The organism is Corallococcus sicarius (assembly GCF_003611735.1).
GTDB lineage: Bacteria > Myxococcota > Myxococcia > Myxococcales > Myxococcaceae > Corallococcus > Corallococcus sicarius.
In genome coordinates, this window is sequence record NZ_RAWG01000206.1 from 1 (window position 1) to 17,034 (window position 17,034).

Annotated in this window: 16 protein-coding genes; 9 read left to right on the forward strand and 7 right to left on the reverse strand. The window is 71.2% G+C overall.

Annotation, left to right across the window (positions count from 1 at the left end; all coding sequences use genetic code 11):
* The 5 genes from D7X12_RS27115 to purB form a co-directional block, all read left to right on the forward strand.
* Positions 1–525, forward strand: a 525-nt coding sequence (locus D7X12_RS27115) for a M23 family metallopeptidase (protein WP_147443818.1), incomplete at its 5' end; no start/stop codon positions are given.
* Between the two features lie 87 nt (positions 526–612).
* The gene (dut, locus tag D7X12_RS27120) at positions 613–1,068 is read left to right on the forward strand and encodes a dUTP diphosphatase (RefSeq protein WP_120628171.1); all 456 of its coding nucleotides are present in this window, start codon (positions 613–615) and stop codon (positions 1,066–1,068) included.
* A 111-nt stretch (positions 1,069–1,179) separates the two neighbouring features.
* Entirely contained in the window at positions 1,180–4,371 is a 3,192-nt protein-coding gene (locus D7X12_RS43040) for a protein kinase domain-containing protein (protein WP_158620128.1), read from the forward strand.
* The gene (locus tag D7X12_RS27140) at positions 4,368–4,742 is read left to right on the forward strand and encodes a type 1 periplasmic-binding domain-containing protein (protein ID WP_244224804.1); all 375 of its coding nucleotides are present in this window, start codon (positions 4,368–4,370) and stop codon (positions 4,740–4,742) included. Before D7X12_RS43040 ends, D7X12_RS27140 begins: the two co-directional genes overlap by 4 nt.
* Positions 4,739–6,052, forward strand: a complete 1,314-nt coding sequence (gene purB / locus D7X12_RS27145) for an adenylosuccinate lyase (protein WP_120610963.1) — start codon at positions 4,739–4,741, stop codon at positions 6,050–6,052. The genes D7X12_RS27140 and purB overlap by 4 nt, the downstream gene beginning before the upstream one ends.
* A gap of 37 nt (positions 6,053–6,089) precedes the next feature.
* Here the strand turns inward: purB and D7X12_RS27150 are convergent, their stop codons facing one another.
* Complete coding sequence (locus D7X12_RS27150; RefSeq protein WP_120628172.1) at positions 6,090–7,046, reverse strand: phosphoribosylaminoimidazolesuccinocarboxamide synthase; 957 nt, start codon at positions 7,044–7,046, stop codon at positions 6,090–6,092.
* A 76-nt stretch (positions 7,047–7,122) separates the two neighbouring features.
* On the reverse strand, positions 7,123–7,692 hold the full coding sequence (locus D7X12_RS27155) for a hypothetical protein (RefSeq protein WP_244224805.1): 570 nt from the start codon (positions 7,690–7,692) through the stop codon (positions 7,123–7,125).
* Positions 7,693–7,766: 74 nt separating this feature from the next.
* On the opposite strand from D7X12_RS27155, the gene D7X12_RS27160 reads away from it, so the two are divergent.
* Positions 7,767–8,507 (forward strand): RNA methyltransferase, encoded by a 741-nt coding sequence (locus D7X12_RS27160; protein ID WP_120628174.1) that lies wholly within the window; start codon positions 7,767–7,769, stop codon positions 8,505–8,507.
* A 19-nt stretch (positions 8,508–8,526) separates the two neighbouring features.
* Here D7X12_RS27160 and D7X12_RS27165 read toward each other — a convergent pair whose 3' ends face one another.
* The 3 genes from D7X12_RS27165 to D7X12_RS27175 all read right to left on the reverse strand — a co-directional run bounded on the left by D7X12_RS27165 (position 8,527) and on the right by D7X12_RS27175 (position 10,604).
* Positions 8,527–8,796, reverse strand: coding sequence for a vegetative protein (locus D7X12_RS27165; RefSeq protein ID WP_120628175.1), 270 nt, complete (start codon positions 8,794–8,796; stop codon positions 8,527–8,529).
* A 152-nt stretch (positions 8,797–8,948) separates the two neighbouring features.
* Complete coding sequence (locus tag D7X12_RS27170; RefSeq protein WP_120628176.1) at positions 8,949–10,190, reverse strand: S1C family serine protease; 1,242 nt, start codon at positions 10,188–10,190, stop codon at positions 8,949–8,951.
* Between the two features lie 126 nt (positions 10,191–10,316).
* Positions 10,317–10,604, reverse strand: a complete 288-nt coding sequence (locus D7X12_RS27175; RefSeq protein ID WP_120628177.1) for a hypothetical protein — start codon at positions 10,602–10,604, stop codon at positions 10,317–10,319.
* 160 nt (positions 10,605–10,764) lie between these two features.
* Between D7X12_RS27175 and D7X12_RS27180 the strand changes: the two genes are divergently transcribed.
* Both D7X12_RS27180 and D7X12_RS27185 read left to right on the forward strand, forming a co-directional pair.
* Positions 10,765–11,781 carry a CFI-box-CTERM domain-containing protein gene (locus D7X12_RS27180; protein ID WP_120628178.1) on the forward strand — a complete coding sequence of 339 codons (1,017 nt, stop codon included), beginning with the start codon at positions 10,765–10,767 and terminating at the stop codon, positions 11,779–11,781.
* Positions 11,778–12,356: a TlpA family protein disulfide reductase gene (locus D7X12_RS27185; protein WP_120628179.1), complete on the forward strand. Its 579-nt coding sequence runs from the start codon at positions 11,778–11,780 to the stop codon at positions 12,354–12,356. Before D7X12_RS27180 ends, D7X12_RS27185 begins: the two co-directional genes overlap by 4 nt.
* 49 nt (positions 12,357–12,405) lie before the next feature.
* Here the strand turns inward: D7X12_RS27185 and D7X12_RS27190 are convergent, their stop codons facing one another.
* A complete protein-coding gene (locus tag D7X12_RS27190; protein WP_120628180.1) occupies positions 12,406–14,325 on the reverse strand; it encodes an OmpA family protein in 1,920 nt (639 codons plus the stop codon).
* A 148-nt stretch (positions 14,326–14,473) separates the two neighbouring features.
* On the opposite strand from D7X12_RS27190, the gene D7X12_RS27195 reads away from it, so the two are divergent.
* Positions 14,474–15,508, forward strand: coding sequence for a DUF3616 domain-containing protein (locus D7X12_RS27195; protein ID WP_120628181.1), 1,035 nt, complete (start codon positions 14,474–14,476; stop codon positions 15,506–15,508).
* A gap of 25 nt (positions 15,509–15,533) precedes the next feature.
* Here the strand turns inward: D7X12_RS27195 and D7X12_RS27200 are convergent.
* Positions 15,534–17,034: M16 family metallopeptidase (locus tag D7X12_RS27200; protein WP_147443819.1), on the reverse strand; the 1,501-nt coding region annotated here is incomplete at its 5' end.

Genomic DNA, 17,034 nt, shown 5'->3' on the forward strand with positions numbered 1-17,034 from the left:
GAGGGCGGGGGGCTCACGCTGGAGCGCCTGGCCCGACAGCTTCCCCCGGGCTTCGAGGCCTCGTCCGTGGGGGCGGCGCAGGCGCTGGCGCTGTCGACGGCGCTGATGCTCGGCTGGCCGGTGGCGGAGAGCGCGCCGGTGACGAGCCCCTTCGGATACCGCACGCACCCGACGCTGCGCACGCGCCGGATGCACACGGGCGTGGACCTGTCGGTGCGCACGGGCACCACGGTGTCCGCGGTGGCGACGGGCGTGGTGCGCCGCGCGAGCGAGGACTCGGTGAACGGCCGCGTGCTGGTGCTGGACCACGGGCGGGGGGTGACGACGGCGTACTGCCACAACTCGGAGCTGCTGGTGAAGGCGGGCACGCGGGTGGAGAAGGGGCAGCCCATCGCGCTGTCGGGCAACACCGGCCGTTCCACCGGGCCGCACCTGCACTACCAGTTGGAGCTGGCCGCGCGGCCCGTGGACCCGTTCGGGTTCCGCACGGCCCTGCGCGTGGCGGACGGCGCGACGGAGCTGTGAGGGGGCTTCGCGGACCGGCCCCATGGTGACCCGTGGCGTCGGGTCAGGAAGTCGAGATGGGCCGGGACGCGTGTTACAGCCCGGGGTATGGACCCCTCGCTGACCGTTCCCGTTCGCCGGGTGCGCGCTCATCCGGACCCGCTGCCCTTGCCCCGCCATGAGACGGAGCACGCCGCCGGGTTGGATTTACGGGCCGACATCGACGAGGAGTGGGTGCTGCAGCCCCTGGAGCGGATGGCGGTGCCCACGGGGCTGGCGTTCGCGCTCCCCCCGGGGTTCGAGGGCCAGGTGCGGCCCCGCTCGGGGCTGGCGCTGCGCCACGGGGTGACGTGCCTGAACTCCCCCGGGACGGTGGACGCGGACTACCGGGGCGAGGTGCAGGTGCTGCTCATCAACCTGTCGAACACCCCCTTCACGCTGCGGCGGGGGGACCGGGTGGCCCAGCTGGTGGTGGCGCCGGTGACGGCCACGGTCCTGCGGGAGGTGGAGGTGCTGGACGTGACTTCCAGGGGTGACGGAGGTTTCGGCTCCACGGGCCGCTGACGCCCGGCGCGCAACGTCGTTCCTCAATGGCGCCAGAGCGGGCAGAATGGGGGCCCCGGCCGTCCGCCGGGAGGCCGCCCCCCCGCGACCTTGTTCCGGAGTTTCACTGCTTTGCTCTGCTATCGCTGCGGCAGCCATGTCCCCGACACGAGTGAAACCTGCGCCACGTGTGGCCAGAAGTTCGATGCGGCCGCGCGTCTGGCGGCCGGGGCGGCACGCAAGCGGGGGACGGAGGGCGCGCCGTACAAGCCGGGCGACCTCGTCGCCAACCGCTACGCCATCCAGGAGGTGGTGGGCTCCGGGCCGTTGGGGTTCGTCTTCCGCGCGCAGGACCAGGCCATCGACGTGGAGGTGGCGCTGAAGGTCATCCAGCCCCGGCTGGTGCAGCAGCCGGAGGAGCGCACGCAGTTCGCGCTGTCCATGCGGGTGGGCAAGAAGCTCAACCACCCGAACCTGGTGCGCGTCTACGAGGAGGGCGTCGACGGGGACCGTCCCTACTTCGCGATGCAGATGCTGGAAGGCATCACGCTGCGCCGGATGATGGAGCAGCGCGCGGCGAAGGGGCAGCTGTTCTCGCTGAAGGAAGTGGAGCCGCTGCTGGCGCAGATGGCGGCGGCGCTGGATGGCGCGCACCGTTTCGGGCCGCACTCGGACCTGAAGCCGGAGAACGTCTTCGTCCTGCCGGACATGTTGAAGGTGACGGACTACGGGCTGGGGCTCGCGGTACCGCACCTGCCCTTCGTGCAGGCGCAGAAGGGCCACCGGGCGGCGGCGTACATCGCTCCCGAGTACGTGAATGGCGCGGAGCTGGACACGCGCATGGACGTGTACTCGCTGGGCGTGCTGATGGGGGAGATGGTCACCGGCCTGCTGCCCGAGGATGGCGGCGTCCCCGAGGTGACGGTGCGGCACCCGGACCTCCCGCCCGCGTTCGAGTCCCTCTACCGGCGCGCGCTCAACCAGAACCCGCTGGCGCGGCCGAAGTCGGGCGGCGAACTGCACGCGGAGTTCGCGGCGCTGGTGCAGCGTCACCCGGCCGCGGCTGCGAGGACGCGCGCGGTGCCGCCCACGGGTGCGCTTCCCGCCGCTGTCGTGGCCGCGCGGGCTGCGAACAAGCCGCTGCCGCCGGTGCCCACGGGCATGTTGCCCATCGCGATGGCGCCCACGCCGGCCGCGCCCATTCCGGCGCAGGACGACTCGCCCCCGCCGGATGCGACCCAGCCGCTGGACGCGGCGACGCTGGCGGCGATCCTGGGCTCGAACAAGCAGGCGCTCGACTACATCCTGGGCCCCGAGGCGCGCTCCGTCTCCGACGCGGCGACGCAGCAGGAGATGCGGGCCGTGGCGGAGCGTCAGGCGCCCGTGCGCGGTGGTGGGCGGGGGGCGGACGCGTCCTCGCAGCAGGATCCGAGGCTGCTGGGACATGCCTCCGAAGCGGCGACGCAACAGGAGCCCCGTGCGGCGTCGCGCGGCGGAGAGGGTGCGGCGGCGAAGACCGCTGAGCCGGTGATGCGCATCTTCGCGAAGGCGGAGGAGCCATCGTTTCCGCCCGACCCGCGTGCGTCGTCCCGCTCCGCGGAGTCCGGCGCGGACGGGCGCCAGGCAGGGCGCGGCGGCGATGCCTCCGCGGCGGAGTCCCGGCGCGGTGCCGAAGCTGCTTCTGGCGATGGGCGTTCGGGAGGCCGCGGCGGTGAGGCTTCGTCCAGCGATGGGCGCTCAGGCGGCCGCAACGCTGAGGCTTCTTCTGGCGATGGGCGTTCGGGCGGCCGCAATGGTGAGGCCTCGTCTGGCGATGGTCGTTCGGGTGGACGCAACGCTGAGGCTTCATCCGGCGACGGGCGTTCGGGTGGACGCAACGCTGAGGCTTCATCCAGCGATGGTCGTTCGGGTGGCCGCAACAGTGATGCTTCCTCCAGCGACGGTCGCTCAGGTGGCCGCAGCGGTGAGGCCTCCGCAAGCGATGCGCGCTCAAACGCTCGCAACGCTGACGCTTCCTCCGGCGACAGTCGCCCAGGCGGACGCAGTGGTGACGCGTCATCCAGCGATGCCCGGCAGGCCGGCCGCGGTGCGGAGGCTTCCGGAGACGGTCGTTCATCCGGACGCAACAGTGATGCTTCTGCCACGGAGTCACGTCAGGGCGGACGCACCACGGACTCCGGCCAGGACGCACGGTCGGGCCGGGGCACGGACGGCGACGGACGCCAGGGCGGCCGGAGCTCCGACGACGACGAGAACTCCGATTCCCGCTCCTCCGGTCGCGCGGGCCGCAACTCGCGGGCCTCCGGCGCGGTGGCCTCGATAAATGCTCGCGGCGCGGATCCGTCCTCGCCTCGCGGTGCCTCGCGTGCGTCCGCGGCGCAGGGCGCGGTCCGCTCCTCCGGCTCGCAGGGAGAAGGCTCGACGGGCGGGCGCAGCACCGGTTCTCGCAAGTCCGAACCCTCGCCCGACACGTCGGGGATCCGCTCCGCGCCCCGCCGGCTGCCGCCCTCGGTCTCCGGCATGCACACGCTGCCGACGACGCGCGCCACGCAGCCGAAGAAGGCCCGCTCCGGCCCCAGCGCGATGGTGTGGATGGTGGCCCTCGCGGTGATGGGCGTCGTGCTGGGCGCGGGCGGTGGCTACATCTGGCTGCGCCTGCGCCAGTCCCAGGCCGCGAAGAACGCCTCCGTTCCTCCCACGCCCGGACCCTCCGCGGGCCTGGGGGCCACGCTGAACTGTCCCCCCGACATGGTCCCGGTGAGTGGCGGCAGCTTCAAGAAGGGGTCCTCCAAGGAGGACCAGCAGTCGTTCGGCTCCAGCGACGAGAGCCTCCTCGCGAGCGTCCCGGTGGAGTCGTTCTGCGTGGACACGCTCGAGTTCCCCAACAAGCCGGGCCGCAAGCCGCGCGTGTCCGTGAGCTGGCTCGATGCGAAGGGCCTCTGTGACGCCGCCGGCAAGCGGCTGTGTACGGAGAACGAGTGGGAGAAGGCCTGCAAGGGCCCCGGCAACGCGCGCTACTCCTCTGGGGATACGCTCGTGGCGTCCGCCTGCAACACCGGCACGGCCGGGGGGACGCCGGGGACGCTCGCCGCCTCCGGCCAGTTCGACCAGTGCCGCTTCAACTTCGGACCGTCGGACATGTCGGGCAACGCGGCCGAGTGGACCTCCACGACGTTCCCGGGCAGCACCGAAGACATGACCATCAAGGGCGGCTCCTTCGACAGCCCCAGCGACACGTCACGCTGCGCCGCTCGCAAGCGGGGAGCCACCACCCACAAGGACGCGAACCTGGGCTTCCGCTGCTGCGCGAACCCGCTGCCATGAGGGGCCCTGGGACGCTCGCGCTCCTGCTCGAGGGCGCGGCCGGGAAGGTGGACGGCCTCTTGATGGTTGCGGACAAGACCGTGGGCAATGCCTCCGTCGTCCAGGCGCTTACGGCCAGCCAGGTGAAGGAGGGCGCGGCGCTGGCCCTGTCGCCCGCCCCGCTGGCGCTCGGTCAGCAGGCGGGGAGGCTGGCCCCGCGACCCATCCACGAGAAGGTCGCCCCCGGCGCGCTGGCGGTGGCGCGGCCTGAAGGCATGGATCTCTCGTTCAATCCCACCGCCGCCAAGAAGTCAGGTCCGTCCTGTGACGTCGCGCTGGAAGTGCTCCGGTTCGCGGCGCGCCGGGACTTTGCCGTGAAGGTCTACGAGTGATTCCACGATACAGCCGTCAGGAGATGGCCTCCCTCTGGTCCGACGTCGCCCGCTACCGTCGCTGGCGCGACGTGGAGCTCGCCGCGCTGGAGGGCATGGTCGCGCAGGGACTCGCCCCGAAAGAAGCGCTGGCGGACTGCCTTGCCCGCGCCGGTGACTTCACCGCCGAGGATGCCGCGCGCATCGACGAAATCGAGCGCACCACCAAGCACGACGTCATCGCCTTCCTCACCTTCGTGGAGGAGCGCGTGGGGCCCAGCGCCCGCTGGCTGCACCTGGGCATGACGTCCTCGGACGTGCTGGACACGTCGCTGGGGCTCACCCTGCGCGACGCGGTGGACCTCATCCTCAAGGGCATGGACCGCGTGATGGCCGCGGTGGAGAAGCGCGCCTTCGAGCACAAGCACACGCTGCAGATGGGCCGCAGCCACGGCATCCACGCGGAGCCCATCACCTTCGGGCACAAGCTGGCCATCTGGTACGACGAACTGCGCCGGGGCCGCACCCGCCTGGAGCACGCGCGCGACACCATCGCCGTGGGGAAGATTTCCGGCGCGGTGGGCACGTTCGCGCACCTGCCGCCCGCGGTGGAGGAGCACGTCTGCCAGAAGCTGGGCCTGAAGCCCGCGCCCGCCTCCAGCCAGGTGGTGCAGCGTGACCGGCACGCGGAGTTCTTCACCGCGCTCGCGCTCGTGGGCTCCAGCCTGGAGAAGTTCGCCGTCGAGATCCGCCACCTCCAGCGCACGGAGGTGCGCGAGGTGGAGGAGGCCTTCACGCCGGGACAGAAGGGCTCCAGCGCGATGCCGCACAAGCGCAACCCCATCCTGTCGGAGAACCTCACCGGACTTGCGCGCCTCTTGCGCGGCTACGCGGTGAGCGCGATGGAGGACGTGGCGCTGTGGCACGAGCGCGACATCTCCCACTCGTCCGTGGAGCGCGTCATCGGGCCGGACGCCACGGGGCTGCTGGACTTCATGCTCCACCGCTTCGCGGGGCTCGTGGAGAACATGCGCGTCTACCCGGAGCAGATGAAGAAGAACCTGGACCTGCTCGGCGGCGTGGTGAACTCGCAGCGCCTGTTGCTGGAGCTTGCGCGCAAGGGCATGGACCGGCAGGCCGCGTACGTCGTCGTCCAGCGCAACGCGATGAAGATGTTCGAGGAGGGCGTGGACTTCCGGCAGGCGCTGCTCGCGGACGCGGACCTGCTCAAGATGATGACGCCCGAGGAGATCTCCGACTGCTTCTCCCCGGGCTACCACACGCGCCAGATGGACGCGGTGTTCCAGCGCGTGTTCGGCCGCGCCAGCTAGTCGCGCGGCCTCCCTGACAGACGCCGGGGCGACGGGGCTACAGGTAGCCCTTCGCCCGCAGGTTCTGTTCGATGCGCGCGTGCACGTCCCCGGGCGTCAGCTGAAGCGACGTGCCGGTGATGCGCTCGTAGGCGGCCACGTACTTGGTGGCCAGGTCCACGCGCACGTCGTCGGGGATGGCGGGCAGCGCGCCGTGGCCGGAGAAGTTCCGCTCGCGGATGAGCCACTGGCGGATGTTCTCCTTGTCCAGCATCCGCTGGTCCTCGCCCTTGGCGAAGCGCGCCTCGTACTCGTCCGCCACCCAGTAGCGACTGGAGTCCGGGGTGTGCATCTCGTCGATGACGAACAGCTCGTCGCCCACCTTGCCGAACTCGTACTTGGTGTCCACGAGGATGAGGCCGCGCGTCCGCGCCCACTTCTGGCCCTCCTCGAACAGGCCCCGGGCGGCCTCCGTGATGCGGGCCCAGTCGCGCGGCGTAGCCAACCCGCGCGCGAGGATTTCCTGCTCGGAGATGGGCTCGTCGTGCTTGCCGTACTCGGCCTTGGTGGACGGCGTGAGCAGCGGCGTGGGGAAGGCGCTGTCCTTGCGCAGCCCTTCGGGGAAGGGAATCCCGTAGGCGGTGTGCGTGCCCTTCTCGTAGTCGCGCCACAGGCTGCCCGTGAGGTAGCCGCGCACCACCACTTCGACGGAGAACGGCTCGCACGCGCGCGCCACGGTGACATTCGCGTCGGGCACGTCCAGGACGTGGTTCTGGCAGATGTGCTTCGTGCGCTCGAACCAGAAGGCCGCCAGGCGGTTGAGCACCTCGCCCTTGAAGGGGATGGTGGTGAGCACGTGGTCGAACGCGGAGAGCCGGTCGCTCGTCACCAGCAGGAGCGTGTCGCCCTTGCGGTACGTGTCGCGGACCTTGCCCTTGTAGGGCTGGCCGAGCGTCGGCAGGTCCGTCTGCCGGAGCGTGTGGGAAAGCTGCGCGTGGAGGGCGGAGGTGTTCACGTCGGAGGCGCCTCGCGGCCCCGGCCACTCCGCCGGAAAGGGGCGGGAGCGGGGCCAGCTCTTGAGGCGCGCGACTCTACTGGAGGCCCGCCGCCATGGAAGCGGGACCGTAGGCGGAGGCCAGATAGAGGAACGCCGGGTTGATGCGCAGGATGCCGTCCACGTAGGCGACCGCGTAGGGCGCGCCCGCGGCCCGGTCCACCTGCACCGCGCCCTCCGGGTGGATGCCCCAGAGCGCCAGCAGCGTGCGCGCCACCAGCTCCGCAGCCTCACGTTCCGACAGGCCCTGCAGGCTCTCCCGCCGGTCCTCCGGCCAACGCTCCGCCGCGCGACCGTCGAAGACGAACTGGAGGCCGCTGCCCGCGTCCGGCGGCTGGAGCAGGTCCGCGCGGGACTCGAAGCCCGGCGCCGCGACGAACTCGTTGCCCTGGATGATGGGGAACAGCGCCACGCCCTGCGCGGACTGTCCCGCCTCCAGCTCCGACTGGCGGGCGATGTCCCGGAACAGCTCCAGCCGGACGGCCGGGGACTCGAACTCCACCACCTCGGGCGAGCTGGTGAGCGCCTGCCGTGACGTGAGCGACGGACGCACGGGCGTGCCCGCGCCACCGCACGCGGTGGTGAGGAGCGACAGCGACAGAAGCAAGCCAGGGACCCAGCGACGCATCACACCGGGAATATACCGATCACCCTGACGCACCACCAGCTAAACTCCGGGGCATGCGTCCAGGTGCGGAGTTGACTGTCATCCTTCATCAGACCCGTTCACCCGACAACCTGGGGGCGGTCTGCAGGATCATGGCGAACTTCGATTTCCACCGCCTCATCCTGTCGGAGCCCATCACCCGCGACTTCAGCGGGGCGGAGCGTCTGGCGGTGAAGAGTGGCCACGTCCTGGAGGGCCTCGTCGTCGCGGACACGCTGACGGAGGCCGTGAAGGACTGCGTGTACGTCGTGGGCAGCACGTCGCGCACCCAGGTGGAGGGGCGCTCCCCGTTGACGCCGGAGGAGGCGGCGCGGCGGCTGGCGGAGGAGAGCAAGCGGGGCCGGGTGGCGCTGCTGTTCGGCGGTGAGCAGCGCGGCCTGTCCGACGAGGACCTGACGCACTGCGCGGACGTGCTCGTCATCCCCACGTCGGAGGTGCAGCCGTCCATGAACCTGGCGCAGTCCGCGTCGGTGCTGCTGTACCTCTGCCACCGTCAGGGCGTGGAGCCGTCCGGCCCTCCCGCGGCGGAGCCTGGGGCCCGGCTGGGGACGCTGAGCGCCCTGAGCACGCGCATGAAGGAGACGCTGCTGGCGGCGGACTTCCTCAACAAGCAGGCGCCGGAGCACGTGCTGCACGAGCTGGAGCAGACGTTGATGCGCTCGAAGCTGACCCAACGGGAGGCGGAGCTGTGGCTCAACGCCTTCAAGCACCTGGGCCGCGCGATGGCGCCGGGAGCAAAGCCCGGCGCCACGTGAAGCGGGAACGACGGGCGACTTAAGCCGCCGCGTCCTTCTTGTAGGTCTCGGCGTAGTGCTTCTCGCACAGGCCGCCCTTGAGGACCTTGATGCGGCACTCCGGCTTGGAGCACACGCGGTAGCGCGAGTGCGGCAGCTCGCCCTGGCGCCACTTCTTGAAGTGGAAGAAGCAGTAGTTCTTGGCGCGGTAGGGGCGCTTGCAGCCCTCCACGGTGCACGCCTTCTTGCCGTTGCCCTTGGCCGTGCGCGGCCAATGGGTGGACTTCGTCGTCTGGGTGGCCTCGGCCATGGTGCGGATTCTCCTGCGAAACGATGCGCGAATGACCCGCGGCGCCCATTTGAATGGAACCCGCCGCAGTGTGTAGGGCGCACGGTGTATCGCCCGATTTCGCGGAACGCAAGGAGGCTGGCGGCCCGGGAGGGCCCCGGGCGTACGGCCTGTCAGGGGACGGGCAGCCCCTCCGCCGTGCCGGAAGCGGCTCCAGCGCCCCCGGTGGCCTTGGCGCGAGGCACCGGCGACAGCAGCTCCTCCAGGACGGACTTCGCCCCGGCGGAGCGCTCGCCCGGAGCGGCGCCCGAGGCGAGGGTGGCGGGGGGCGCTTCCTCCGGCACGAAGGGCAGGTCGTCCAGCTTCACCCGGACCGTCAGGGGGCGGCCCACCCGGCGCACCTGGAGCCGGATGTGCTTGCCCACGCCGCGCGCGGCCACCTGCCAGCGCAGCGTGTGCGCACGCTCCACGGAGCGGCGGTCCATGTCGAGGATGACGTCGCCGGCCCGGAGGCCCGCGCGGTCGCCCGGCCCGTCCTCCACCACGTCCGTCACGACGACGCCCCGGCCGCGCGGCATCAGGTTGAACGCCGCGGCCACCTCCGGGGAGAAGTCCTGCACGCTGATGCCCATCCACCCGCGGCGCATGCGCCCGTGCGCCTTGAGCTGCGGAATCACCGTCTTGGCGATGTCGATGGGGATGGCGAACCCGATGCCCTGGCCCGACACGTTGACGGCGTTGGCCACCGCCACCACGTCGCCGTGCAGGTCCAACACCGGACCGCCGGAGTTGCCCGGGTTGATGGACGCGTCCATCTGCAGATAGTCGAAGTCGCCGTCGCGCCCGTTGGGCGTCACGTCGGTGCGGCCCAGGTAGCTCACCACGCCCACCGTCACGGAGTGCGCCAGGCCGAACGGGTTGCCGATGACGACGACCCAGTCCGCGATGCCCACGTGCGACGCGGACGCGAGCTTGAGCACCGGCAGCTTCCGGGGCGCGTCCACCTTGAGGAGCGCGCAGTCGGTGCGCTCGTCCTCGCCCACGATGGTCGCGGGGAACTCCTCCACGTACCCGTTGGCGCTGCGCACGGAGATGGTCACCTCCGAGGCGCCCTCCACCACGTGCGCGCTGGTGAGGATGTAGCCGTCCGGGTGGATGATGAACCCGGAGCCGATGCCGCGCTGCGGCTCCTCACCGGGCGGCACGTCGGCGCTGTCCTGGCGCGTGGTGATGGCCACCACGGCGGGCATCGCCTTGCGGGCCACCTCGCTGATGTTCGAGTGCTGCCGGGAAACGGCGCGGTTCTTCGCCTCCAACCACAGCCTGGAATCCCTTGCCTCGGCCTGCACCGCTGCCCCCAGCGTGCATGCCAACACTGCTGCCTTGATGACGCCCCCGACCTGCGTCCAACCCATGGGCCCGCCTCTCCACCACCGTCCACCCAACGCCCCGGCGCAATCTAGGAACGGCCCGGGGCGGAAGGAAGGGGGAGGGGTTGCGATCAGCCCGAAGGGCCCTACGGCGTCGCCTGCTTCGTCGCCCTACTTCTTCTTGGCGATGATGTCGTTGATGGCCGCGCGGTCCTCGGCGGTGATGCGCTCGCGCGGCTGGGCGGGGTTGGCGGACTTCTGGGACACCACCTTCCGGGCGTCGTCCAGCGCGTCCTCCAGGCCGTCCTTCACCTTGTCCATCGACGAAGGGTTCACCGTGCGCTTCCAGGTGCGCTCGATGTGCTCCAGCGGCGAGCGGCCATCCACGTTGCCCCGCGCGAGGAAGACGCCCAGGCCCACCGCGCATGCCGTCCAGACCAGGAACTTCAACACGCCCATGATTCACATCCTCCTACCTCGTCTTACACCGGTGTCGCGACCATGGCGAGTTTCCGACCGCGGCGCCGGGAGTCGCTGACAGGGGGCGTGCGGGCCCTTAAGGTCCGGTGCCTTGCAGCCCGAAGAACTCATCAGGGCCGCCCAGACGCGGGCGGCGGGAATGGATGTGGGGCGGGGGGACGCGGCGGTGGAGCGCGTCCGGACCCTGGCCTCGGCGCTGTTCGCGAAGCTGCCGGAGCCCCCGGTGTACCGGCGGGCGGAGGATCCGTCGCGCAAGGCGGCCCAGGCGCTCCTGCCGGAGATGGAGCGGGTGCTGGCGGAGGCCCTGGCGGTGGCGCGCGAGCCGGCGGTGTCGCCGCTGGTGGACCGGCTGGTGGCGGCGCTGAGCGCGCACGCGGAGGCGTTGGCGCACACGGCGGACGGCCGGCTGGAGGCGGCGGAGCTGGCGTGGCGCCGGGCGCAGGAGCTGGAGCGCGCGGCGCACCCCACGCGGCAGATGGTGGGCCAGCCGTCGCGGCCGCCGCCGGTGTTCGACAAGGACAGTGGCCAGTCGCGCTATGATCCGCGCAACGCGCCCCAGGCGAGCGTGAAGCTGATGTGCCCCAACACCGGCTGCAAGCGGATGGGGGACTACGCCTTCCTGCCGACGCACGCCTACCACCGCTTCGTGTGCCCGGCGTGCAAGGTGCCCTTCATGGCCTACTTCGGGGAGCTGAAGGGGCTGGAGGTGGAGCACCGGCGCAGCTCCAAGCGCTACCGCTTCACGGTGGACGAGGTGGGCGGCGCCGTCACGACGCGCATCGACTTCGAGGAGGCCGGGGGGCAGGAGTTCCCGGCGGCGCGGCGCGACCTGCTGGCGTTCCTCTACACGGAGCAGCGCGAGCTGAAGGTCGTGGTGAACCTCACCAACGGGAAGCTGATGTGGGTGAGCCCCGCGTCCTCCTGCTTCGTGGTGACGGCGGCGTTCGGCGAGGGGGCCGAGGAACTGGTGGCGTTCCGCGCCTTCCGTGACGACGTGCTCAGGAAGAGTCGGCTCGGTCAGGGGTTCATCGATGGGTACTATCACTGGGGACCTCCGCTGGCGGCCTGGGTGGTGCGTCGGCCGCGCGTGCGGGCCGGGGTGCGCTGGGCCTTGACGCGGGTGCACGGCCGCCTGACACGAAGGGAACGCGGATGACACAGCAGGCTGGGACCGAGGGAGTGAAGCCGCCGGGCTCGCGCGGGGATCGCGCCAAGACGGTGCTCTCCGTGGTGGCGGTGCTGGGCCTGGGGGCGCTGGCGTTCCTGGGCGTGCGCGAGGCGCAGCGCAAGCGCCTGATGCCGGATGGGGTGTCACCCCCGGCCTTCCAGATGGAGAAGCACGAGGGCGGCTCGCTGGCGCTGGCGGACCTCAAGGGCCGGGTGGTGATGCTCGACTTCTGGGCCACCTGGTGCCCGCCGTGCCGCGAGGAGATGCCCTCGCTGGTGAAGCTGGCCAAGGAGTACGAGTCCCAGGGGCTCGTGTTCGTGGCGGCCAGCCGGGACGACGGCGCGACGGCGAAGCAGGAGGTGGACTACTTCCTCCAGCGCTTCCAGCCGGAGCTGCGCCCCTACGTCGTCTACGCGGATGACAACGTGGCGCGGGCCTTCCAGGTCAACGCGCTGCCGACGCTCTACTTCCTGGATGCGGACGGCAAGGTGGTGGACGCCCAGCGCGGCATGCTCTCCGAGGACGGCCTGCGCCGTCGCATCGAGCGGGCGCTGAAGAAGTAGTCCCGCGGTGAGAAGGACGGCCCGGGCTGCGGGCCGTCCCGTGTGCCCGCTACTTCTTGGCGGGCGGCGTGGCCGCGGGCGGTGTGGCCTGCGTCTTGGGCGCGGGGGCCGGCGGGGTCGCCGCACCGGGCGCGGGAGGCCCGCCCAGCCCGGGCAGCGGCTGGGTTCCCGGCGGAGGCGGCTGGCCGTTGGGGACGATGGTCTCCCGGGGGCCGCTTTCGAGCTCCGACTTGACCAGCTTGAAGTCGACGCGCCGGTTCTTCGCGCGACCCAGGGCCGTGTCGTTGGTGTCGATGGGCCGGTCGAACCCGAAGCCCTGCGACGTCATGCGCTTGCGGTCGATGCCCTTCTTGACCAGGTAGTCGAGCACCGACTTCGCGCGCTTCTTGGACAGGTCCACGTTGAGCGCGCGCGAGCCCTTGTTGTCCGTGTGCCCTTCAATCTGCACCGGGCCCAGGGTCGGGTTCTTGGCGAGCACCGACGCCACCTCGTCCAGCAGCGGGTACGACTGCTTCTGGATGATGGCGGAGCCCGTCTCGAAGAGGATGTTGCCCTTGATGCGGATGCGGTCCGACTCCACGACCACGTAGGGCGGCGCGTCGTACGGGCAGCCGTTGTTCTCCGGCGGGCCAGCGACATCCGGGCAGTCGTCCTCGCCGTCGGGAATCTCATCCATGTCCGTGTCCGGGCAGCCGTCGAAGTCCTTCAGGCCGGGCACGTCCGGGCACTTGTCCAGCTTGTCCACGATGCCGTCGCCGTCGGTGTCCTTCTCCGGCTCCTCCGGGCAGCCCTTGCGCTCGGAAGTGCCCTTCACGTTCGGGCACCCGTCATCGCCGTCCGCCACGCCGTCGCCGTCGTTGTCCGGATCCGGGCAGCCGTCGTAGTCCTCGAAGTCGTCCTTGTCCTCGGGCTGGGTGGGGCAGCGGTCGCGCGCGTCGGGCACGCCGTCGCCGTCCGAGTCCAGGCCGGACTGGTCATAGCGGACCGCCAGCATGACGCGCAGGGCCTCGCGGCCGTAGCCGGTGTTCACGTTGAGGCCACGTCCCACGTCCAGCTCCACGCCCCAGTTGCCCCACACCTTCGCGCGCGCGCCGACGAGCAGCTCCCACGGCGTCTTGAGCGAAGCGGACTGGTCGAAGTTGAAGGGGCGCACCAGCGGCGTGCGCAGGTGCATCTCCGCCACGCCCTGCACCTCGCGGAAGCGGCCGATGTCCGGCAGGTCCACGATGCCGCCCGCGCCCAGCGTCAGCTCGTCGTCCACGCGCAGGTTCAGGTACTGCGCCGCGGGGCGCAGCAGCACGCCCGCGTTGCCGAGCACGCGCAGGGGCAGGGGACCCACCTTCCAGTCCACCGCCAGCCGCGGGGCGAACACCACGCCGCTCTCGCCGGTGAAGCTCTGCGCGCTGCCGGTGGGCAGGCGCACCTCCGTCACCACCGCCAGCCCCACCGGGAAGCGGTTCGGGTTGAGCAGGTTCACGCGCGGCAAGAGGCGCAGGTCGCCCAGCGTGGTGCTGCTGACGCCCGCGGCGCCGGGGAAGTCCGGCGCGTTCAGCGCGTCACCCAGGAGCGAGAAGTTGTCGCCCTGGACGAGCGTGAAGGGCATGTCCACGCCCAGCTCCAACCGCTCCAGGAGCTGGTAGGAGAAGAGCAGGTGCGCGTCCAGCCGGTACGGAAGCAGGTCACCCAGCTTCTCGTCGCCCAGCTTCAACGCGAGGATGCGCCAGTTGAAGTCCAGGAGCAGCGCGCCGCGGAAGCTGCCCACCGGTTCCGCGGTGGCGCCTTCCAGCGCGATGCCGCTGGACTGCGCGGCCGTGGGTTTGACGGGAACGGCGTCGAAGCCGCGGGAGAACGGGTCGGGCTGTGCGTGGGCCGCTGCCGTGGAGAGCAGCAGGCCCAGGGCCGCGAGCCGGATGGCTGCGCCGCACGCGGACCGGCTCCACGAAACGTGCCCGGAGTCAGGGCATTGCATGCTGAGGCTCTTAGCACCCACCTTCCCAGGCCGGAAGAAAACCCACGCCCGGGGTGTGAGCTACAGCCCTGTCCCATTTCTACAATTGCGACCCCTGCCGGTGGCCTTCCGGGTTCCCGGAGGGAGGGGCCATGCGTAAGAAAGGGCCATGAAACGCTGGCTCCTGTGGGGATGTGTCCTGGTGGCGGGCTGTGGCACCCGCGAGGCGAACGCGCGGCGCGAGGCCGTCCCGGCGTCGGCGCCCCTCTCCGCGCCCGAACCCGAGGGCACCGTCGTCTTCGAGGGGAGCTGTGATGCGTCCGGCGCGGTGGACCTGGGCGCGGGCCGGTTCGTGGTGGCGGACGACGAGGACAACATCCTGCGCATCTACGACGCGCGCAAAGGGGGCCGTCCGTTGAGGACGGTGGACCTGTCGCCGTCGCTGGCGCTGCCCGTGAAGAAGAAGCCGCCGGAGACGGACATCGAGGCGGGCTCGCGGCTGGGGAACCTGGCCTTCTGGCTCACGTCGCACGGGCGCAACAGCTCCGGCAAGAAGCAGCCCGCGCGCCTGCGCTTCTTCGCCACGAGCGCCGACGACGCGGACCGCGTGCAGCTCATCGGGGAGCCGTACACGAACCTGCTGGAGGACCTGCTCGCGGAAGCCGCGCTCAAGCCATACGGACTGGCGGAGGCGGAGCCGCTGCCGCCGAAGGAAACCGGGGGCCTCAACATCGAGGGCCTGACGGCGATGCTGGACGCGCCCGGAATGCTCATCGGCTTCCGGAGCCCGCTGACACAAGGCAGGGCGCTGGTGGTGCCGCTGCTCAACCCGGAGGCGGTGGTGCGCGAGGGCGTGGCCGCGCGCTTCGGGGCGCCGAGGCTGCTCGACCTGGGAGGCCTGGGCATCCGCTCGCTGTCGTCCTGGCGGGGCCGCTACCTCATCATGGCGGGGGCCACGGCCTCCGGGGGGCGCTCGCGGCTGTTCACCTGGATGGGCGGGGACGACACGCCGGTGCCGGTGGAGTCCGTGGACCTGTCGCGGCTGAACCCGGAGGCGTTCTTCACGCCGGATGCGTCCGACGACATCCTGCTGCTGAGCGACGACGGCACCGTCCTGCGCGAGGGCGTGGAGTGCAAGCGCCAGAAGGATCCGGCGCTCAAGCGCTTTCGCGGCGTGTGGACTGCGTTGCCGGAAAGCCCCTGAGCGCCAGAGGGAGACTTCTTCAGTTTCAGCGCTCCATGAAGCCCGACGCCGGGACGACCTGGATGGCGTCCGGGCGCACCGGCAGCGGCTGTTGGATGAGGGCCTCATCCTGCTTCAGCAGCTCCGGCGGCTTGGGCGATGCGTAGGTGATGGGCGACGGCGCACCGGACTTGAGCGTCTGCGCGAGCCCTGCCGCGTCCTCCGTCACGAACACGAACGCGAGCTTCTCCGGCTGGAGCTGCCGGCGCACGGCGGCGTTCACGGACTCTGGCGTCATCGTGGCCATCGCCTTGCGGTACGACTCCAGGAAGTCGGGCGTGCCGTAGAAGAGCGAGTCGATGGCGTAGCCCAGGCGGCGCTGGTCGCTCTGCTCCCACAGGCGCGTGTAGCCCTGGAGGAAGCCGCGCACCATGTCGAAGCGCTCCTGCGTGAGGGGCTCCTTCGACAGCCGGTCCAGGAAGTACACCGCGCCGCGCGTGGCGAACACGCCGTTGGCGGGAACGACGGGGCGCAGCCACACGGACACGTCCTGCTGCGTGCGCACGAGGTTCGTGCGGTTGAAGGTGCCGTTGCCCCGGTCCTCGATGAAGTGCTCGGCGTAGGCGTAGTCGCCGTAGTTGAGGCCGCGCTGCTCGCGCAGCTCGTTGAAGAGCACGCCGACGAACTGGCGGTGCTCGCCCAGGTTCGACAGCGCGAGCGCCACCGGGAAGAAGTCCGGGTCTCCGCGGCGCAGCGGCGTCACGAAGCCCATGCTGATGGCGGTGGAGAGCGTGGGCTTCTGGAGGATGAGCGTGCGACCGGCGGCGGACGACACGGGCGGCAGCTCCACCCGGGGCGCGCCCTTGGCGGGCAGGGCGCCCAGGCGCGTGGTGACGGCCTGCTGGAGCCCCGCGTCCACCGGACCCGCGAGCCCGATGACGAGCCGGTCCTGGGTGAAGACGCGGCGCGCATGGGCCTTCACGTCGTCGAGCGTGAGCGACTGGAGGCCCTGCACGGTGCCGCCGGTGAAGTGGGCGTAGGGGTGGCCCTCGTAGAGCAGCGCGTCCAGGCCCACCTTGCCCAGCGTCTCGTCGTCCTCGCTGCGCAGGCCGTTGCGCACGGCATTGAGCGCGTTGGCGCGCAGGCGCTCGAACTCGCCGGCGTCGAAGCGGGGCTCCAGGAGCGTGTCGGTGAACAGCTCCAGGAAGCGCGGCAGGAAGTCCCGGTGGACGCGGCCGGACAGGGTGGTCAGCTCCTTGTCCGTGAACACCTTCAGCTCGGCGGCCATGGGGTAGAGCGCCTCCAGCAGCTGCGCGGAGGTGAGCTTCCGCGTGCCGCCCTCGGCCATCAGCTTCGCGGTGAGGGCGGTGAGGCCCTCCTTGCCCTTCGGATCATCGATGGAGCCCGTGTGGAAGACGAGCCGCAGGCTGACAATCGACGTGTCCTGCCGGGCCTGCACGACGAGCTCCATCGGCTTCGGCTGCTTCAGCGGCACGGCCTGCACGCCGTCGGGCTTCGCGGCGGTGGTGGTGGCCGGAGGCGTGGCG